Source organism: Streptomyces sp. WI03-4A, from assembly GCF_033792105.1.
GTDB classification, from domain to species: Bacteria; Actinomycetota; Actinomycetes; order Streptomycetales; family Streptomycetaceae; genus Streptomyces; species Streptomyces collinus_A.
In genome coordinates this window covers 61,729-80,222 of sequence record NZ_JARAUO010000033.1, presented here as the reverse complement: position 1 = coordinate 80,222, position 18,494 = coordinate 61,729, and the positions used below count along the sequence as shown (strand labels likewise).

15 protein-coding genes and 2 tRNA genes are annotated in these 18,494 nt (G+C 73.1%); 12 read left to right on the top strand and 5 right to left on the bottom strand.

Going from position 1 to position 18,494, the window contains the following annotated elements; all coding sequences use genetic code 11:
• The first annotated feature begins 24 nt into the window (after positions 1–24).
• The 5 genes from rsfS to PV343_RS28205 all read left to right on the top strand — a co-directional run bounded on the left by rsfS (position 25) and on the right by PV343_RS28205 (position 2,021).
• Positions 25–471, top strand: coding sequence for a ribosome silencing factor (gene rsfS / locus PV343_RS28225; protein WP_319149811.1), 447 nt, complete (start codon positions 25–27; stop codon positions 469–471).
• Positions 468–1,136 carry a histidine phosphatase family protein gene (locus tag PV343_RS28220; RefSeq protein WP_319149810.1) on the top strand — a complete coding sequence of 223 codons (669 nt, stop codon included), beginning with the start codon at positions 468–470 and terminating at the stop codon, positions 1,134–1,136. Before rsfS ends, PV343_RS28220 begins: the two co-directional genes overlap by 4 nt.
• 108 nt (positions 1,137–1,244) lie before the next feature.
• Positions 1,245–1,317: transfer RNA gene (locus tag PV343_RS28215), tRNA-Ala, on the top strand.
• Between the two features lie 293 nt (positions 1,318–1,610).
• Entirely contained in the window at positions 1,611–1,784 is a 174-nt protein-coding gene (locus PV343_RS28210) for a hypothetical protein (protein ID WP_319149809.1), read from the top strand.
• 3 nt (positions 1,785–1,787) lie between these two features.
• Complete coding sequence (locus PV343_RS28205; protein ID WP_006136074.1) at positions 1,788–2,021, top strand: hypothetical protein; 234 nt, start codon at positions 1,788–1,790, stop codon at positions 2,019–2,021.
• Here PV343_RS28205 and PV343_RS28200 read toward each other — a convergent pair.
• Positions 2,000–3,223: a glycosyltransferase 87 family protein gene (locus tag PV343_RS28200; protein ID WP_319149808.1), complete on the bottom strand. Its 1,224-nt coding sequence runs from the start codon at positions 3,221–3,223 to the stop codon at positions 2,000–2,002. The two genes, PV343_RS28205 and PV343_RS28200, sit on opposite strands and share 22 nt — an antisense overlap.
• Before the next feature lie 114 nt (positions 3,224–3,337).
• Between PV343_RS28200 and PV343_RS28195 the strand changes: the two genes are divergently transcribed.
• Positions 3,338–3,410 (top strand) — tRNA-Ala (locus tag PV343_RS28195).
• 145 nt (positions 3,411–3,555) lie between these two features.
• Here the strand turns inward: PV343_RS28195 and PV343_RS28190 are convergent.
• Positions 3,556–5,166: an NADH-ubiquinone oxidoreductase-F iron-sulfur binding region domain-containing protein gene (locus PV343_RS28190; RefSeq protein ID WP_319149807.1), complete on the bottom strand. Its 1,611-nt coding sequence runs from the start codon at positions 5,164–5,166 to the stop codon at positions 3,556–3,558.
• Complete coding sequence (locus PV343_RS28185; RefSeq protein ID WP_319149806.1) at positions 5,163–6,449, bottom strand: cytochrome b/b6 domain-containing protein; 1,287 nt, start codon at positions 6,447–6,449, stop codon at positions 5,163–5,165. Before PV343_RS28185 ends, PV343_RS28190 begins: the two co-directional genes overlap by 4 nt.
• 417 nt (positions 6,450–6,866) lie before the next feature.
• On the opposite strand from PV343_RS28185, the gene leuS reads away from it, so the two are divergent.
• The 6 genes from leuS to PV343_RS28155 all read left to right on the top strand — a co-directional run bounded on the left by leuS (position 6,867) and on the right by PV343_RS28155 (position 16,567).
• Positions 6,867–9,749, top strand: coding sequence for a leucine--tRNA ligase (gene leuS, locus PV343_RS28180; protein ID WP_319149805.1), 2,883 nt, complete (start codon positions 6,867–6,869; stop codon positions 9,747–9,749).
• Positions 9,750–9,919: 170 nt separating this feature from the next.
• On the top strand, positions 9,920–10,603 hold the full coding sequence (locus PV343_RS28175; protein ID WP_319149804.1) for a hypothetical protein: 684 nt from the start codon (positions 9,920–9,922) through the stop codon (positions 10,601–10,603).
• A 72-nt stretch (positions 10,604–10,675) separates the two neighbouring features.
• Complete coding sequence (locus PV343_RS28170) at positions 10,676–11,521, top strand: DegV family protein (protein WP_319149803.1); 846 nt, start codon at positions 10,676–10,678, stop codon at positions 11,519–11,521.
• A 645-nt stretch (positions 11,522–12,166) separates the two neighbouring features.
• The gene (locus PV343_RS40460; protein ID WP_415923518.1) at positions 12,167–12,913 is read left to right on the top strand and encodes a helix-hairpin-helix domain-containing protein; all 747 of its coding nucleotides are present in this window, start codon (positions 12,167–12,169) and stop codon (positions 12,911–12,913) included.
• The gene (locus tag PV343_RS28160; protein WP_319149801.1) at positions 12,910–15,591 is read left to right on the top strand and encodes a ComEC/Rec2 family competence protein; all 2,682 of its coding nucleotides are present in this window, start codon (positions 12,910–12,912) and stop codon (positions 15,589–15,591) included. The genes PV343_RS40460 and PV343_RS28160 overlap by 4 nt, the downstream gene beginning before the upstream one ends.
• Before the next feature lie 118 nt (positions 15,592–15,709).
• Complete coding sequence (locus tag PV343_RS28155; protein ID WP_319149800.1) at positions 15,710–16,567, top strand: arylamine N-acetyltransferase; 858 nt, start codon at positions 15,710–15,712, stop codon at positions 16,565–16,567.
• A 57-nt stretch (positions 16,568–16,624) separates the two neighbouring features.
• Here the strand turns inward: PV343_RS28155 and PV343_RS28150 are convergent, their stop codons facing one another.
• Positions 16,625–16,819, bottom strand: coding sequence for an acyl-CoA carboxylase epsilon subunit (locus PV343_RS28150; protein WP_319149799.1), 195 nt, complete (start codon positions 16,817–16,819; stop codon positions 16,625–16,627).
• Positions 16,820–16,853: 34 nt separating this feature from the next.
• Entirely contained in the window at positions 16,854–18,386 is a 1,533-nt protein-coding gene (locus tag PV343_RS28145; RefSeq protein WP_319149827.1) for an acyl-CoA carboxylase subunit beta, read from the bottom strand.
• Positions 18,387–18,494 lie beyond the last annotated feature (108 nt).

Below are 18,494 nucleotides of genomic sequence, written 5' to 3'. Positions count from 1 at the left end.
GACCCCTTGACGGAAAGCCGTGTAGTGACCGCCACCGATCGTTCCCTTGAGCTCATCAACACCGCCGCCCAGGCGGCGGCCGACAAGCTCGCCCACGACGTCATCGCCTACGACGTCAGCGACGTGCTGTCCATCACGGACGCATTCCTGCTGGCCTCGGCCCCGAACGACCGCCAGGTCAGGGCGATCGTCGACGAGATCGAGGAGCGCCTGCTGAAGGAGCTGGGCGCCAAGCCGGTACGCCGTGAGGGCGACCGGGAGTCCCGCTGGATCCTCCTCGACTACATCGACATCGTCGTGCACGTCCAGCACAGCGAGGAGCGTGTCTTCTACGCCCTGGAGCGGCTGTGGAAGGACTGCCCCGAGCTGAAGCTGCCCGCCGACGCCGAGGCCACCCGAGGCAAGGCCGAGGAGCACCAGCGGCTGCGGGACGCCGAGGCCGCCGAGGAGCCGGACGGGGAGTGGCGATGAGCTCCACCGGCGAGGTGGGCGACCGCAGGGGCCGCGGCCGCCGCATCATCCTGTGGCGGCACGGCCAGACCTCGTGGAACGTGGAGCGCCGCTTCCAGGGCACCACGGACGTCGAGCTGACCGAGACCGGCATCGGGCAGGCCCGCCGGGCCGCCCGGCTGCTCGCCTCCCTGGGGCCCGACGCGATCGTCGCCTCGGACCTGAGGCGCGCCGCGGACACCGCCGCCGAGCTGGCCGCCCTCACCGGTCTGCCCATCACCCGCGACGAGGGCCTGCGCGAGACCTACGCGGGCGTCTGGCAGGGGCTGACGCACCAGGAGATCCTCGCCAGGCACGGCGAGGAGTACACCGCCTGGAAGCGCGGCGAGGCGGTCCGCCGCGGCGGCGGCGAACTGGAGACCGAGGTCGCCGACCGGGCCGCTCCGGTCGTGCTGCGGCACGCCGACAAGCTGCCCGAGGACGGCACCCTCGTGGTGGTCAGCCACGGCGGCACCATCCGCACCACCATCGGCCGGCTGCTCGGGCTCGAGGCCCGGGACTGGGAGAGCCTCGGCGGCCTCTCGAACTGCTGCTGGTCCGTGCTCGGCGAGGGCGCCCGCGGCTGGCGCCTGCTGGAGCACAACGCGGGCACCCTGCCGGAGCCCGTCCTCGGCGACGACGACTGAGTCCCCCCGGAAGCCCGCCGTTCCGGACCCGGGGACCCGGATTTCACTTTCCGGCAGGTCGCAGGCTAAAGTTCTTCTTGTTCGCCCCGCCGAGCGGGAAGAACACCCGGGGCTATAGCTCAGTTGGTAGAGCGCCTGCATGGCATGCAGGAGGTCAGGAGTTCAATTCTCCTTAGCTCCACTGATCGCCACTCCCGAGTGGCAGAAGATCGGTGAAGAGGATCCCGTCCCTCCAGGGGGACGGGATCTTCTGCGTTCCGACGGTGGATGATCTCGGCCCTCTCTTGAGTCGCCCGGGCCCCGCCGGCGTATAGCTCTGTGGAGGCGTTCCCGGCGAGCGTGCGGCCCCGGCCGCGACGGCCGTCGCGGGGGGCCGTGTCCGGACTGGTACTGAGGCGTCGCTGACCGTATTGGCCCGGCCGTGGCAGAATCAAACGGCCGGAAGGGGGCGCGGCCCGACGGGAGGGAGTAGCGATGCCTGCGAGCATCCTTGAGGAGGTCGGCCACCTCCTCGGTGCGGCGTTGATACGGGACACGACCACCCGGCTCCGCTGCCCTTCCTGCGGTTCCGCGCACGTGGCGCAGGTTCTCGGGGACAACGGCGGGATCTCCTACGTGTGCACGGCCTGCGGCCACAGCTGGAGCTGATCGATGGGTGCACACAGGCGGAAGTGCGACTGGTGCGGGAGTGGTACACCCATCGTCCGTGACATGGAGCCGATCAACCCCGACTACCAGTACTGGTGCGAGGAATGCGCGCGGGCGCTGATCATAAAAGGCGACCCGATCGAGACCTACCGTGAGCTGGAGGGCGAGCCGATCTACGGCCGTCTGCTCGAGGAGCACTGCACGCTCAAGAGGTTCTACTCCTTCGTCACCGCCTGACGCGCGGGGGAGCGCGGCCGGGACACCGGGAGCGATGCCCGGGTGAGGACGAGGAACAGCGCACCGGCTCCCGCGTAGAGCGCCGACAGGGCCGACTGCGCCACCGTCAGGTGCAGTTCGGGTCGCCCCGTGCCGTGCGGCACCCACCAGGGGACGTAGGAGCAGAAGACCAGCGCCGTGCCCACGGCGGCCGCCCGGTGTCCCCGGGTCCACAGCAGCGCCACGACCGGCACGCACCACACCCAGTGGTGCGTCCACGACACCGGGCTGATCAGCAGCGCCGTGACCGCGCAGGCGCAGACGGCCCAGGCCCGCGCACCCCGCAACTCCGCCGCCACCGCCACGGCGAGGCCCAGGGCCGCTACCACGGCCGCGACGGCGAGCCAGGGCGTCCCGGGGTCCGGGGTGTGCGACAGGCGCGCCAGGACGCCGCGCAGGGCCTGGTTGGCGGTGGCCTCCGGATGCCCGGCCCGGTCCGGGCGGAACGCGACGTCCGTCCAGTACCGCCACGAGTCGTACGGCAGCGCGGCCGCGGCGAGCAGTGTCGCCCCGGCGAACGCCGTGGCCGCCCCGCGCGCGTGCCGTAGCCACGGCCCTCCCCGTCCGCCGCCTCTGCGGGCCGTGACGCCCGTGGCGAGCAGGAACGCGGGGAACAGCGCGGGCGTCAGCTTGATCGCGGCGGCGAGGCCGAGCCCCGCGCCGGCCCAGCGGCCGCACCGGCCGGCCGGGTGGCGCGCGAGATCCCACAGGACCAGGACGGCCAGCAGCAGGTTGACCTGGCCGTAACGCACGGTCGTCCACACCGGCTCGCACCACACGGCCGCCGCGGCCACCCACCAGACGCTCTCCACGCGCGCGTGGCCGACGAGTCTCAGCGACAGCCGTACGAAGACCACCAGCAGCGCGAGGTTCCCGGCCGTCGCCAGCGTGCGCAGGACCGTCGTGCCCGGCAGGGTCAGGGCCGTGAACAGCAGCGCCGCGAACGGCGGGTAGGTGGGAGGCAGGTGCGCCGCGGTCGCCCGCAGCGCGTACAGGTCGCCTCCCGCGCGGACGGCGGCGCCCTCGGCCCGGTAGACCATCAGATCGACCATCGTCACGTGCGCGGCCCGCTGGGCCAGCCAGAACGCCGCGAACGACAGCAGGCACGCGCCCACGGCCACCGGCAGCCGGCGCCGGTCTCCGGAGAACGCGGTCACGGTCACGAAAGGGGACATTAGCGCCTGTACGCAGGCAGACCGGAAACCGATTTGGTGGAGCACCCCGGGGACCGTGTAATGTTGGCATCGCCGCCGGGGAAACCGGGCGGAACACCACAAGGGGCTATAGCTCAGTTGGTAGAGCGCCTGCATGGCATGCAGGAGGTCAGGAGTTCAATTCTCCTTAGCTCCACAGAAATCGAAGGCGGATCATCCTGACGGATGGTCCGCCTTCGGCGTGTTCCACGCCACATGGTCCCGGTGCCGTTTCCGGCGTCCGTCGGCCGTGCGGCGCGACGGCGGGTCGTCCGCTGTGGGGTGACCCGCCGTCGGTTCGCTCAGCGTCCGAGGGCGCGGCGGCCGCGGCCCTGGGACAGGACGGGCAGGTTGCGCGCGGGCGCCTGCCCGCGCGTGTCCTCCTCGATGCGCAGCGCCAGCGCCGGGCAGCGGCGCACCGCGCGCAGCGCCTTCGCCTCCGCGTAGCGCGGCACCTGTGCCTGCGCCACGGTCGGGAATCCGTCGGCGCCCAGTTCGAAGACCTCGGGCAGGATGTCGGCGCACAGTCCGTGGCCCCGGCAGAGCGTCCAGTCGACGTAGATCTTCTGACGGCTGTTGCCGGTCTCCTCGGGCTCTCCGCCGCCCGGGATGCCCGTCGGGGCCCTGCCGCCCTCGAAGAGCGGCAGGACGCCCTCCACGGGCCGTCCGCAGCCGTTGCCGAGGACGTGGGCGGCCAGGTCGTCGGTGAACGCCTTGATGGTCGACTCCAGGAACATCGCCGAGCCGTCCGGGTGCGAACACGCCCCGCGCCGCTTGACGTTCTTGGCGACCTGCTTCAGCGCCTCCAGGGCGGCGGGCCCGCCGCCGTTGAGGATGTCCTCCAGGCCGCGCGCCGCCGCGGGCAGTCCGAGGTAGCAGGGGCCGCACTGGCCGGCGCTCTCCTCGGCCAGCCACTGGGCCACCCGCAGCGACTCGCCCAGCGGGCAGGTGTCCTGAGTGATCGGCAGGATCGCGCCGGCGCCCAGGGCGCCGCCCACCGCGTCCAGGGAGTTGCGCGAGACGATGGCCTCGTTGACCGTGGCCGCGTCGATCCACTTGCCGTGGTAGCCGCCGGTGAGCACGCCCTGCGGCACCGGCGGGGCGCCGGCGAGCTGGAGCACGTAGCGCAGCGGCACGCCCGTGGGCACCTCGATCACCATCGGGCGGGCGACCGCGCCGGAGACCGTCAGCATGACGGTGCCCGGCTCGTCGTACAGGCCGGTGTTGCCGTAGCGCTCCGGGCCGATCCGGGCGGCGATGGCGAGCTGGGCGAACGTCTCCGCGTTGGACAGCAGCGTGGGCGCCCCGCCGACACCGCTCTGCGAGGCGCTGATCTTGCGGCCGGGCGGGATCGCCGGGCCGCCGTCGACCGAGCGGATCAGCGACGCGGCGGCGCCGGTGACCATGCGCACCGGGTTGCGCTGCACCCACGCGCGCAGTGCCGACCGGCGGCTGTTGCTCAGGCCGCGCTCGGCGAGCGCGGCCTCCATGGAGCGCTGCGTGGACTCCCGGGTGACCCCGATCACGAGCGTGCGGGCGCCGAGGGCCTCCGCGCACAGCAGCGCGCCGTCCAGGATGAGGTGCGGGGCGCGGTTGATGAGCACCGTGTCCTTGCGGCAGGCCGGTTCGTCCTCACTGCCGTTGACGACGACGACCGGCCGCACGCCCCGCTTGATCGCCGTCTCGGCGACCGAGCGCAGCTTCTTGTGGAAGGGGAAGCCCGCGCCGCCGCGCCCCTTGAGGTTGATGCGCTCGGCGAGCTGGGCGAGCTGTTCGCCGCCGAGCGGGTCGAGCGGCCCGTGCACCTTGAGGTGCATGGGCAGGTCGAGCCGCTCCACAAGGTCGAAGCCCGACGTGAGCACGGGAAGACCGACCACGCGGACTTCGGGTACGTCGGGCAGGGCCTCGTTCACCTATAGCCTCCGGAAGGCGTGTTCCAGGGTTCGCCCGAACCCGGTGCGTCGTACGAGGCGCCGGGGTTTGTCTCGGTGGCGGGACCGCCGTTGAACGTGTCGTTCGAGTTGTACGTCCCATAGCGGTTGTTCGTCTCACCGGTGTCGTACATGTCACTCCGGCCGTAGCCGGCGGTGCCCGGATTGCCGTAGGCCGGGATGTTGTATCCGGTGTCCTGGAGCGGGTCGTACGCCGACGGCGGAGCCTCGCCGACCGGCGGCGGCGACGGGATCGGCCAGCTGCCCGAGGGGCTGGACGGGCCGTCCACGCGCGGCATCGCCTCCGTGGCCTGCAGATCGATCGGCATCTCCATGCGCGTCGTCGGTCCGGGCGCGAACGGCTGCTGGGAGCCGGGGGTCTGCACCGCGCGGTAGGCCGCGGCGAATCCGGACGCCGGCTCGCCGGCCGGGGCCATCGGGGTCTGGTACAGCGGCGCGGAGGCGCGGGGCGGGGCCTCGGCGGGACGCCTCGGCTCGCGCCGGCCCTCGAAGCCCTGGGGGCCGGACTCGGCGACCCGCGACCGGCTCGCCTCCAGGTCGTCGATGCCGGGCCGCTCGGAGCTGCCCAGGAGGGCGACGAGCCGGTCGGCGACCTTGCGCTTGACGGGGCGCGGGGCGGACCGCAGCGCGAGGGCGCCCATGACGCCCAGCAGGGAGAGGCTGTAGAGGATCGTGAAGATCGGCTTCGCCTGGCGGCCCGCGTAAAGGCCGTGGACCAGCGCGGCGCACCAGGCCGGGTAGGCCAGCATGTGCATCGCCCGCCAGCGGGCGGCGACGGGGGCCGGGGCGGCGAAGTTGCTGCGCAGGGCGCCGGTGACGCCGACGAAGACCATCAGCAGGCCCGCGAGCGAGCCCAGGCCGATGAGGCCGCCGATCCCGGTGACGCCCAGGGAGAACGGGATGACCGCGGCGATCACCTGGGTGTGACCGAGCGCGATCTTGGTGGTGATGTGCAGCAGCAGGAACGCGATCGAGGCGACCGCGGTCGTCCGGTGCACCGCCTGGCCGACGATCCGCTGGCGCGTGTTCAGGAAGATCCGGTCCTGGGCGAACAGGCCCCAGATCACCGAGCAGCTGAGCGAGACCAGGGACAGCACGCCCGCGCCGAAGTTCAGGAACTCGCGGAACTGGCTGCCTCCGACCAGCACGATCACGGGTATGAGCAGCAGGACGACAGCGGACGCCACCCCGTAGGCCGACCGGCCGGGTTTCGGGAGCGAGCTGTTACTACGACGAGTGTTCATGGGGGCAACTCCGAGCAGTTTCGGGAAAGCGGTCCCGCTGCCGAACTCTAAGTGGAGCCATACCGATCAGTACGAGCTTTGAGTTATTGCGTTGTTATCAAAGGACAATGCGACCGTGTCGATGTCCCTTAGTGGCTGTTACGCGAAGTAATCCTTGACCTTCGTTCAGTTCTGGTCGGGTTTCTGGCATGTCCACAAGGCATACGGAAGCGCGTCGCGGCTTGCTCAAGGCCTGCGGTACCCTAGCGCCATGCGTGCCGTACGCCTTCTGCTTAGCGGGCCGCGCTGATCAGTACCGACCCCCGGTCGAACCGAGAGGTCGGCATCGGCGCGGCGTCCCCTCCTGTGCGAGGGGCTTTTTCGTTTCTTCAGATGACACAGCCGCAGGCAGAGACGATCGATGGAGCTTTGAGGATCATGAGCGAGACGAACCCCGCTGCCACCGCTGCGGCGTCGGCGGACGCCGCGCCGCACCGCTACACGGCCGCCCTGGCCGCCGACATCGAGGCACGCTGGCAGGACTTCTGGGACGCCGACGGCACCTACGGCGCGCCCAACCCCGAGGGTGATCTGGCGGGCGACCCGGAGCTGGTCGCGAAGCCCAAGAAGTACATCATGGACATGTTCCCGTACCCCTCGGGCGCGGGTCTGCACGTGGGCCACCCCCTGGGCTACATCGCCACCGACGTCTACGCCCGGTTCCAGCGCATGACCGGCCACAACGTCCTGCACACCCTCGGCTTCGACGCCTTCGGCCTGCCCGCCGAGCAGTACGCCGTGCAGACCGGCACGCACCCGCGCGTGTCCACCGAGGCCAACATCGAGAACATGAAGGCCCAGCTGCGCCGGCTGGGTCTGGGCCACGACAAGCGCCGCTCGTTCGCCACGATCGACCCGGACTACTACAAGTGGACCCAGTGGATCTTCCTGCAGATCTTCAACTCCTGGTACGACGAGGAGGCCGGCAGGGCCCGACCGATCGCCGAGCTGATCGCCGCGTTCGAGTCCGGTGAGCGGCCGGTCCCGGGCACCACGCGCGCGTGGAGCGAGCTGAGCGAGGGCGAGCGCGCCGACGTCCTGGGCGAGTACCGCCTGGCCTACGCCTCCGACGCGCCGGTCAACTGGTGCCCCGGCCTGGGCACCGTGCTGGCCAACGAGGAGGTCACCGCCGAGGGCCGGTCCGAACGCGGCAACTTCCCGGTCTTCAAGGCCAAGCTGCGCCAGTGGAACATGCGCATCACCGCCTACGCCGACCGCCTGCTGGAGGACCTGGAGGAGCTGGACTGGCCCGAGGCCATCAAGCTGCAGCAGCGCAACTGGATCGGCCGCAGCGAGGGCGCCCGCGTCGACTTCCCGATCGACGGCGAGAACATCACGGTCTTCACGACCCGCCCGGACACCCTGTTCGGCGCCACCTACATGGTGCTGGCGCCCGAGCACCCGCTGGTCGAGAAGTTCACCCCCGAGGCCTGGCCCGAGGGCACGCACGACGTGTGGACCGGCGGCCACGCCACCCCGTCCGAGGCCGTCGCCGCCTACCGCGCGCAGGCCGCCTCGAAGTCCGACGTGGAGCGGCAGGCCGAGGCCAAGGACAAGACCGGTGTCTTCATCGGCGCCTACGCCACCAACCCGGTCAACGGCGAGCGCGTGCCGGTCTTCATCGCCGACTACGTGCTGATGGGCTACGGCACCGGCGCGATCATGGCCGTCCCCGCCGGCGACCAGCGCGACTTCGAGTTCGCGCGCGCCTTCGAGCTGCCGATCCACTGCATCGTCGAGCCGACCGACGGCCGCGGCACCGACACCGCCACGTGGGAGAACGCCTTCTCGTCCTACGACGCGAAGATCATCAACTCGTCCAACGACGAGGTCACGCTGGACGGCCTGGGCGTCGCCGAGGCCAAGGCGCGCATCACCGAGTGGATGCAGAGCCGCGGCGTCGGCGAGGGCACCGTCAACTTCCGCCTGCGCGACTGGCTGTTCAGCCGCCAGCGCTACTGGGGCGAGCCCTTCCCGATCGTCTACGACGAGGACGGCGTCGCCCACGCGCTGCCCGAGTCGATGCTGCCGCTGGAACTGCCCGAGGTCGAGGACTACAGCCCGCGCACGTTCGACCCGGACGACGCCGACACCCACCCCGAGACGCCGCTGTCGCGCAACGAGGACTGGGTCAACGTCACCCTGGACCTGGGCGACGGGCCGCGCAAGTACCGCCGCGAGACCAACACCATGCCCAACTGGGCCGGTTCCTGCTGGTACGAGTTCCGCTACCTGGACCCGCACAACGACCGGAAGCTGGTCGACCCCGAGATCGAGCGGTACTGGATGGGCCCGCGCGAGGGCCAGCCGCACGGCGGCGTGGACCTGTACGTCGGCGGCGCCGAGCACGCCGTGCTGCACCTGCTGTACGCGCGCTTCTGGTCCAAGGTCCTGTACGACCTGGGGCACGTCTCCTCGGCCGAGCCGTTCCACAAGCTGTTCAACCAGGGCATGATCCAGGCCTACGTCTACCGCGACAGCCGGGGTATCGCGGTGCCGGCCGCCGAGGTGGAGGAGCGCGACGGCGACTACTACTACCAGGGCGAGAAGGTCAGCCGCCTGCTGGGCAAGATGGGCAAGTCGCTGAAGAACGCGGTGACCCCGGACGAGATCGCCGCCGAGTACGGCGCCGACACCCTGCGCCTGTACGAGATGGCCATGGGCCCGCTGGACGTCTCCCGGCCCTGGGACACGCGCGCGGTCGTCGGCCAGTTCCGGCTGCTGCAGCGGCTGTGGCGCAACGTCGTCGACGAGGACTCCGGCGAGGTGACCGTCACCGGCGCCGAGCCCGACGAGGACACCCTGCGCGCCCTGCACAAGGCGATCGACGGCGTGCGCCAGGACCTGGAGGGCCTGCGCTTCAACACCGCCATCGCCAAGGTCACCGAGCTGAACAACCACCTGACCAAGGCCGGTACCGCGGTGCCGCGCCAGGTCGCCGAGCCGCTGGTGCTGATGATCGCCCCGCTGGCCCCGCACATCGCCGAGGAGCTGTGGCGCAGGCTGGGCCACACCGACTCGGTCGTCCACCAGGACTTCCCGGTCGCCGACCCGCGCTACGTGGTGGACGAGACCGTGACCTGTGTCGTGCAGGTCAAGGGCAAGGTCAAGGCCCGCCTGGAAGTGCCGCCGGCCATCTCCGACGAGGAGCTGGAGAAGGCCGCCCTGGCCGACGAGAAGGTCGTCGCGGCCCTGGGCGGCGCGGCGATCCGCAAGGTCATCGTGCGGGCCCCGAAGCTGGTGAACATCGTCACGGGCTGACCGTGCGTCCCCGCGGGACGGCCCCGGCACACAGGGGACACCAGGTGTGCCGGGCGTCGGGGTAGTCCCCTACGGGCAGGTTCGGGGTTCTTCCGGAACCCGGGGCCTGCCCGCTGCGTTTACCGTGGAGAGGCGACGGCTTGTGCCGCGCCGGTCGGAGGAGGAGCGTCATGGAAGCAGTGATCACCGTGTTCGCCCTGATCTTCCTGGCGTTCATCGGCGTGGGCACCTACGTCACGATCAAGGCCGTCGGCGCCGCCAAACGCGGAGTGGACCGCACGATCGCGCAGGCCAGGCGCACGGTCGAGGACCACACCCTGCGCGCCAAATCCTTCGCCCAGATCGGCCCGGCCGGTGAGATCGCCCAGCTCCGGCTCACCCTGCGCACCTCGATGCGGGCCACCCAGGACGCGCTGTACGCGGGCGCGGTGGAGGACGAGTCGCTGAAGGAGTCCCTCGGCCTCTTCGAGCGGCTCAGCGTGCACGGGCGCGAACTGGACGCCGATCTCAAACGACTGGAGTCCGAGCCGGACCGGGCCGCCCTCGCCGAGCTGCTGCCCGAACTGCACCGCCGCACCGAGCGCATCACCAAGGCCGCCGACTCCCTGCGCTGGGCCGCCCGTGACCGGGCCCGCCGCTTCTCCGACGACGACCTGGACTCCCTGAGCACCCAGATCGACGTCGAGGCGGGCGCCCTGCGGCACTGGACCACGCCGGAACCCGCGTCCTCGCCGTGGCCCGACGCCCCGGCACCCTCCACCGCCGCGGAGCGGCCGGCACCCGCGATCACCCCGCCCGTGCAGCGTCCCACCCCCTCCTGGCAGAAGAAGCCGCGCCCCGAGAGCACCACATGACGGACCCGTTCCCGGTCCGGCGGGCAGGGGCCGGGCTGCCGCACGGCGACCACGGCAGGTAACCTCCAGCTCATGTCCCGCCATGTCGCGATCGTCACCGATTCAACGGCCTACCTGCCGCCGCGGACGATGGAGCGCCACGGCATCACCGCGGTGCCCCTGACCGTGGTCCTCGGAAACCAGGCGCTCGAAGAGGGCACCGAGATCTCGACCCGTTCCCTGGCCCAGGCGTTGCAGAAGCGCCGCCCGGTCACCACCTCCCGCCCCAGCCCCCAGGTCTTCGCGGAGACGTACCGTCAGGTCGCCGAGTCCGGAGCGAGCGGCATCGTCTCCCTCCACCTGTCCGCCGAACTGTCCGGCACCCACGACGCGGCGGTCCTGGCGGCACGTGAGGCACCGGTGCCGGTACGGGTGGTGGACACCGGGATGGTCGCCATGGCCCTGGGCTTCTGCGCGCTCGCCGCGGCCGAGGCGGCGGAGGCCGGCGGCACCGTGGACGAGGCCGTGACGGCCGCCGAGAAGCGGGCCGCGGGAACCACCGCCTACTTCTACGTCGACACCCTCGACTATCTGCGCCGCGGCGGCCGGATCGGCGCCGCACAGGCCCTGCTCGGCTCCGCACTCGCGGTCAAGCCGCTGCTCCAGCTCGACGGCGGCCGCATCGAACTCCTCGAGAAGGTCCGTACGGCGTCCAAGGCCATCGCCCGCCTCGAAGAGATCGCCGCCGACCGGGCGGGCGGCGCCGACGTCGACATCGCCGTCCACCACCTCGCCGCCCCCGACCGGGCCTCCGCCCTGGCCGACCGGCTGCGGGACCGGGTCCCTGCCCTGGCCGACCTCCATGTCAGCGAAGTCGGAGCGGTGATCGGGGCCCACACCGGCCCCGGACTGCTGGGCGTGGTCGTCTCCCCTCGCTGACACCGGCTCTCCGGGCTGCCGCCCCTCACTCGTGCGAGTGGCGAAGTTTTCCACAAGCCGCCCGGTATCCCCGGGAATTGACCAAGATCATCGCGAATCGGCGGGATGCCCCATCCTCGTCGCATGGCACTTCGATCACGCTCCCGCACAGCCCTCCCGACCAGCGGACCCGGCCGCGGCCCGGCCTCCGACGGCCGCTTCCGCCGGCGCCCGCCCGACCGCCATCGCGCCCGGCACCGCGGCCCCGCCCCGGCGGAGGAACTGCGCCGCCGCGCGGAACTCCTCTTCGGCGAACGCACCGTGGAATGGGGGGAGTCGGGCAAGGCTCCACCGGAGGGACGGCCGGACGGCCCACCGGTCAGGCGGTCGGACGGCCTGCTGGACAGGCGGTCGGACCGGCCGCTGCTCAGGCGGTCGGGCGGGCGGCCGGACGGGGGAACGGCCGCGGGTGCGCCGACCGTGGCGGGGACCGGCACCGTGAGGGGGCTCGGGGATGCGACGGGCCCGGTGACCCGGACGGAGGCGGGGACTGCCAGCGAGGTGGCTCCCGGACCGGACGCGACAACGGCTTCGGCGCCTGGTCGGCACCCGGGCGGGGCGCACCCGGGGGAGGACCACTCGGAGACGGCCGACTCCCTCGTGCCCGTGCCGAGCCTGCGCGACCGGGCGGGGCTCGCCCTGCGGGAGCGGCTGCCGGTGTGGGTGCAGGCGCGCTGTGGGATGGAACGGCGGGGAGTGGTCGCGCTCGCCGTGGTGCTCATGGTGGCGGCGGTGCTCGCCGTCCAGCACTTCTGGACCGGCCGGACGCAGACCGTGAGCGCTCCCCAAGTGGTACGGGCGCAGACACCGTTCAGCGAACGGGACGCGGATGGGGGCGGGGGCATGAACGGGGGCTCGGGCGCCAAGGCCGCCCGGGCACCGGGTACGTCGGTCACGCCGGGCGGGGAGATCGTCGTCGACGTGGGCGGCAAGGTCCGCAGGCCCGGCATCCGGCGGCTGCCGGCCGGCTCGCGGGTGGCCGACGCGCTGCGGGCGGCGGGCGGAGTACGGCCGGGCGTGAGCACCGACGGCCTCAACCGGGCCCGCTTCCTGGTGGACGGCGAGCAGGTGCTGGTCGGTGCCACCGCGGGGGCGGCGGTCCCGCCGGGGCCGGGCGGCGGCGCGGGCTCCGGCTCAGGACCGGCGGGCCCGGGCCCGGCGGCGCCGGTCTCGCTCAACACGGCGACCGCCGACCAGCTCGACACCCTGCCCGGAGTCGGCCCCGTGCTGGCCCAGCACATCATCGACTACCGCACCCGCCACGGCGGCTTCCGCTCGGTGGAGGAACTGCGGCAGGTCAACGGCATCGGCGACCGTCGCTACCGCGATCTGCGGCCCATGGTGCGGCCATGAGCACCGGCCCCGGCCCCAGCGCCCCGGCCGCGGCCGACCTGCGCCTGGTGCCTCCCGCGCTGGCCGCCTGGGCGACGGCCGCCCTGGTCATCGACGCACCACCGCGCTGGAGCGCGGGAGTCGCGGCCGTCGGCCTGATCACCGGTGCCGCTCTGCTGGGGGTCCGCCGGTGGGGGAGGCCGGACCGGACGCCCACCCGGCCCGGCTGGGTCCGCGCCCCGCTCGCCGCCGTGCTGCTGTGCGTGGCGGCGGCGGCCGCCTCGGCCGGGCTGCACGGCGCGGACCTGCGGCGCGGGCCGGTACCGGAGGCGGCGCGGCGGTTCGCGACCATCACCGCCGAGGTCGAGCTGACCGGCGACCCCTGGCCGAGCCGGCCCCGGGTGCGCGGCGACCACGCGGCGCCGGTGGCGGTCCTGGCCCGGGCGGAGGTGCGCCGCGTGGAGGAGGTGGAGGGGGTGGCGGGGAGGGAGGGGAGGGACGGAGCCGCAGTCGGAACACGGACCCCCGTACTGCTGGTCATCGACGCGGACGTCCCGGCACCCCGGGCACCACCCGCCGGCGCGGCAGCAAAGGACTCGATGGCCGCACCGGACGAGCCCGCAGCGCTCAAGACGACGGCCGCCCCCGACGCCCCCTACGAACCCGGCGTGCCGCACGCGGCCGGTGCCGCGCGTCAGGCATGGCTCGGGCTGCTGCCCACCACCCGGTTGCGGATCGTCGCCCGGCCGGCGCCCGCTCTGAGCGGCGGCGACCGGAGCGCGGCCGTGCTGCGGGTGCGCGCGGACCCCCGGCCGGAGGTGGTCGCAGGACCGAGCGGGCCGCAGCGGCTGGCCGGTGGGCTCAGGGCCGGGCTGCGGGACGCGACCGAGGGGCTGCCCGCGGACGCCCGGGCGCTGCTCCCCGGACTGGTCGTCGGCGACACCTCGCGGATCACGCCCGAACTGGACGAGGCGTTCAAGGAGACGGACCTCGCGCACACGCTCGCCGTGTCCGGCAGCAACCTCACGATCCTGCTCGCCCTGCTCGTCGGACCGCCCGGCCTCGCCCAGCGCGCCGAGCGCCGCGGCCTCGCCCCGCGCCTCGGACTGCCGTTGCGGGCCACCGCCCTCCTGGCCGGTGCCCTCACGCTCGCGTTCGTCGTCGTCTGCCGGCCCGACCCGAGCGTGCTGCGAGCCGCCGCCTGCGGCTCGGTGGCCCTGCTCGCCCTGGCGACCGGGCGCCGCAGATCGCTCGTCCCGGCGCTGGCCGCGGCCGTGCTCCTGCTGGTGCTCTACGACCCCTGGCTGGCCCGCAGTTACGGCTTCCTGCTCTCCGTGCTGGCCACCGGCGCGCTGCTCCTGACGGCACCGGGCTGGAGCGAGGCGCTGCGGCGGCGGGGGGTGCCCGCGCGGCTCGCCGAGGCGCTGGCCGCGGCCGCCGCGGCGCAGGCCGTGTGCGCACCGGTCGTGGCGGTGCTGTCGGCACGCGTGAGCCTGGTGGCGGTGCCCTGCAACCTGCTGGCGGAGGCGGCCGTCGCTCCCGCCACCGTGCTGGGGTTCGCGGCGCTGGCCACGGCACCGGTGGCGATGCCGGTGGCCAGAGGGCTCGCCTGGTGCGCCGGTTGGCCGGCCGGCTGGATCGCGCGGGTCGCCCGGACCGGTGCCGCGTTGCCCGGTGGGGGAGTGGACTGGTCGGGGAGTTGGGCCGGGGCCCTGCTCCTCGCCGCGGTCACCGGGGCCGTCGTCCTGGCCGGCCGGCGGCTGTCGCGGCACCCCTGGTGGTGCGGTGCGCTGGGGGTGCTGTTCCTGCTGGTGGTGGTGCGGCCGGCGCCGCTGGCCCGGGTGGTCACCGGCTGGCCGCCGCCGGGCTGGCGGTACGCGATGTGCGACGTCGGGCAGGGCGACGCGACCGTGCTGTCGGCCGGTGAGGGGGCCGGGGTGGTCGTGGACACCGGACCCGACCCCGGACGGGTCGACCGCTGTCTGCGGAAGCTGGGCATCACGCAGGTTCCCCTGGTCGTCCTGACCCACTTCCACGCCGACCACGTCGCGGGGCTGCCCGGTGTCCTGCGCGGCCGCTCGGTGGCCGCGATCGAGACCACGGACTTCGAGGAACCGGCCGACCAGGTCGCGTTCGTACGGAAGGAGGCGGCCGAGCGGCACATCCCACTCACCCGGGCCGCGGCCGGGGAGGAGCGGCGCACCGGACCGGTGACCTGGCGGGTGCTGTGGCCGCCCGCCGCCCCCGCACCGGGTCAGGCCCCGGCGGTGGAACCGGACGGACCGAACGACGCCAGTGTGGCCCTGCTGGTCCGGACCGGCGGACTGCGGCTGCTGCTGCTCGGGGACCTCGAACCCCCGTCCCAGCAGGCCCTGGCGCACTCACCGGCCGCGGCCGGGCTGGCGGGGGTGGACGTGCTGAAGGTGGCCCACCACGGCTCCGCCTACCAGGACCCGGACCTGATACGGCTGGCCGCTCCCCGGGTGGCGCTCATCTCCTGCGGCGCCGACAACCCCTACGGTCATCCGGCGCCGGCGACCGTGGCCGCGCTGCGGGCGGGCGGGGCGACGGTCCTGCGCACCGACCGGGACGGAGCGCTCGCGATCGGCGGAGGCGGGGGCGCAGGCGCGGACGGGGGCGGCGACGGAGGCGGCCGTGGCGGCGCGGCGGACCGGGAGGTGCGGGTCACGAGAGACTGAGCGTGAGCCCGCGGGTGACGAGAGACCGACCGTGAGCCCCCGGCCGGCGCCCGGCCCGAGACTGCCCCTGGTACCCCTGGCACCACTGGCAAGCCGCGACTTCGCCGAGACTGGGAGCATGAACTCAGGACAGGCAGACGCCTATCTCCGCCGGCTCGGTGTCACCCGCCCGCGGCGTCCCACCACCGAGGCCCTGCGCGCGCTGCACCTGCGCCATCTGCGGACGGTGCCCTTCGAGAACCTGTCCATCCACCTCGGAGAGGAGATCGTGCTGGAGGAGAAGCGGCTGCTGGACAAGGTGGTCGAGGGGCGGCGGGGCGGGTTCTGCTACGAACTCAACGGCGCGTTCGGGGCGTTGCTCACCGCCCTCGGCTACGAGGTCCGGCTGCTCGCGGCGCGGGTCCACTGGGACGGAGGACGGCTCGGCATCCCTTACGACCACCTCGCGCTGCGGGTGGGGACGGCGGACGGCGGTGACTGGCTCGCCGACGTCGGGTTCGGGGCGCACAGTCACTGGCCGCTGGCCTTCGCGGAACGCGGGGAGCAGCCGGACCCCGGCGGGGTGTTCCGGGTGGCGGAGGCCGGTCCCGACGACGCCGGGGTGCTCGGCGGCGGCGAGGGGGTCCCGGCCGACGGCGCGGACCTGGACGTCGTGCGCGACGGCAGGCCGCAGTACCGGCTGGAGACGCGGCCGCGCGCCCTCGAGGACTTCGCGGCGGGCGCCTGGTGGCACAGCACATCGCCGCAGTCCCACTTCACCCGCTCGCTGGTCTGCTCGCGGGTGACGGAGGACGGCGGGCGGATCACCCTCGCCGGGCGGACGCTGACGACGACGGCGCCCGGCGGCCGGAAGGAGGCCCGGGAGCTGGGCACGGACGAGGAGGTGCTCATGGTGTACCGGGACCGGTTCGGGATCGAGCTCGACGGGGTCCCGGCCGTGCGGAGCCGTGACCGGGGAGGGGTGCGGATCACGTGAGCCCGGCCGGTCCGGCACGGGACCGGGGAGGGTCCCGTGCCGGACCGGCCGGGTGGGTCACGCGGCTTCCCGCCAGCTGGTCGGATGGGTGTAGGCCGGGCGGCGCCAGGCCGCGAGCGGCGTGACCGGGGCGGGCATCGGCTCGGGGGAGTTCAGGGCGAGGAGGACGACGGCGAGGGCGGCGAGTTCGGACTCGTCGGCGGTGCCGCGGACCACGCGGAACAGCGGTTCGCCGGACGGGGAGGGTGACATACGGTCTCCTTCGCGAGGGGCTGCGGGGTGTGCCTCACTGGGGCTGGTTGCCGTGCTTGCGGGCGGGCAGGTCGGCGTGTTTGGTGCGGAGCATCGCCAGGGCGGAGGCGAGCACCACACGGGTCTCGGCGGGGTCGATGACGTCGTCGACCAGACCGCGTTCGGCCGCGTAGTACGGGTGCATCAGCTCCGAGCGGTATTCCTTGATCTTCTGTTCGCGGACCGCTTCCGGGGTGGCCGAGGCGGCGATGTCGCGGCGGAAGATGACGTTGGCTGCGCCCTCCGCGCCCATGACCGCGATCTCGTTCGTCGGCCACGCCAGCGTCAGGTCGGCGCCGATCGACTGGGAGTCCATGACGATGTAGGCACCGCCGTAGGCCTTGCGCAGGATCAGCGAGATGCGGGGCACGGTCGCGTTGCAGTAGGCGTAGAGGAGCTTGGCGCCGTGGCGGATGATGCCGCCGTGCTCCTGGTCGACGCCGGGGAGGAAGCCCGGGACGTCGACCAGCGTGATCAGCGGGATGTTGAAGGCGTCGCAGAACTGCACGAAGCGGGCCGCCTTCTCGCTCGCCCCGATGTCCAGCACTCCGGCGAGGGACTGGGGCTGGTTCGCGACCAGGCCGACGACATGGCCGTCGAGGCGGGCCAGTGCGCACAGCACGTTGGCCGACCACCGCTCGTGGATCTCCAGATACTCGCCGTTGTCGACGATCTCCTCGATCACACGGCGCATGTCGTAGGGCCGGTTGCCGTCCGCCGGGACCAGGTCGAGCAGGGCCTCGGTGCGCCGTTCGGCCGGGTCGCCGGTCGCGGCGACCGGAGGGGCCTCACGGTTGTTCTGCGGCAGCGTCGAGAGGAGGTAGCGCACCTCGGCGATGCAGGTCTCCTCGTCGTCGTACGCGAAGTGGCACACGCCGGAGGTCTCGGCGTGGACGTCGGCGCCGCCCAGGCCGTTCTGGGTGATCTCCTCGCCGGTGACCGCCTTGACGACGTCCGGGCCCGTGATGAACATCTGCGACGTCTCGCGGACCATGAACACGAAGTCGGTGAGCGCCGGGCTGTAGGCCGCGCCGCCGGCGCACGGACCCAGCATCACCGAGATCTGCGGGATGACACCCGAGGCCTTCGTGTTGCGCTGGAAGATGCCGCCGTAGCCGGCGAGCGCCGAGACGCCCTCCTGGATGCGGGCGCCCGCGCCGTCGTTCAGGGAGACCAGGGGCGCCCCGGCCGCGATGGCCATGTCCATGATCTTGTGGATCTTGGTCGCGTGGGCCTCGCCCAGCGCGCCACCGAAGATCCGGAAGTCGTGCGCGTACACGAAGACCGTGCGGCCCTCGACCGTGCCCCAGCCGGTGATCACACCGTCGGTGTAGGGCTTCTTGGCCTCCAGGCCGAACCCGGTCGCCCGGTGCCGGCGGAGCTGCTCGACCTCCTGGAAGGATCCCGGGTCCAGGAGCAGCTCGATGCGCTCCCGAGCCGTCAGCTTGCCCTTGGCGTGCTGCGCCTCGGTCGCCTTCTCGCCGGGGCCCGCCACAGCCTGTGCGCGGATCCCGTGCAGCTCGGCCACCCTCGCGGCGGTGGTCACCGTCGTACTCATAGTTTCTCCGTCCCTCCTGTGTCCGCCCCGGCCGAGGCGAAGGCCCGGGCCGGGGCCAGGGCCGAGGCCGCGAACCAG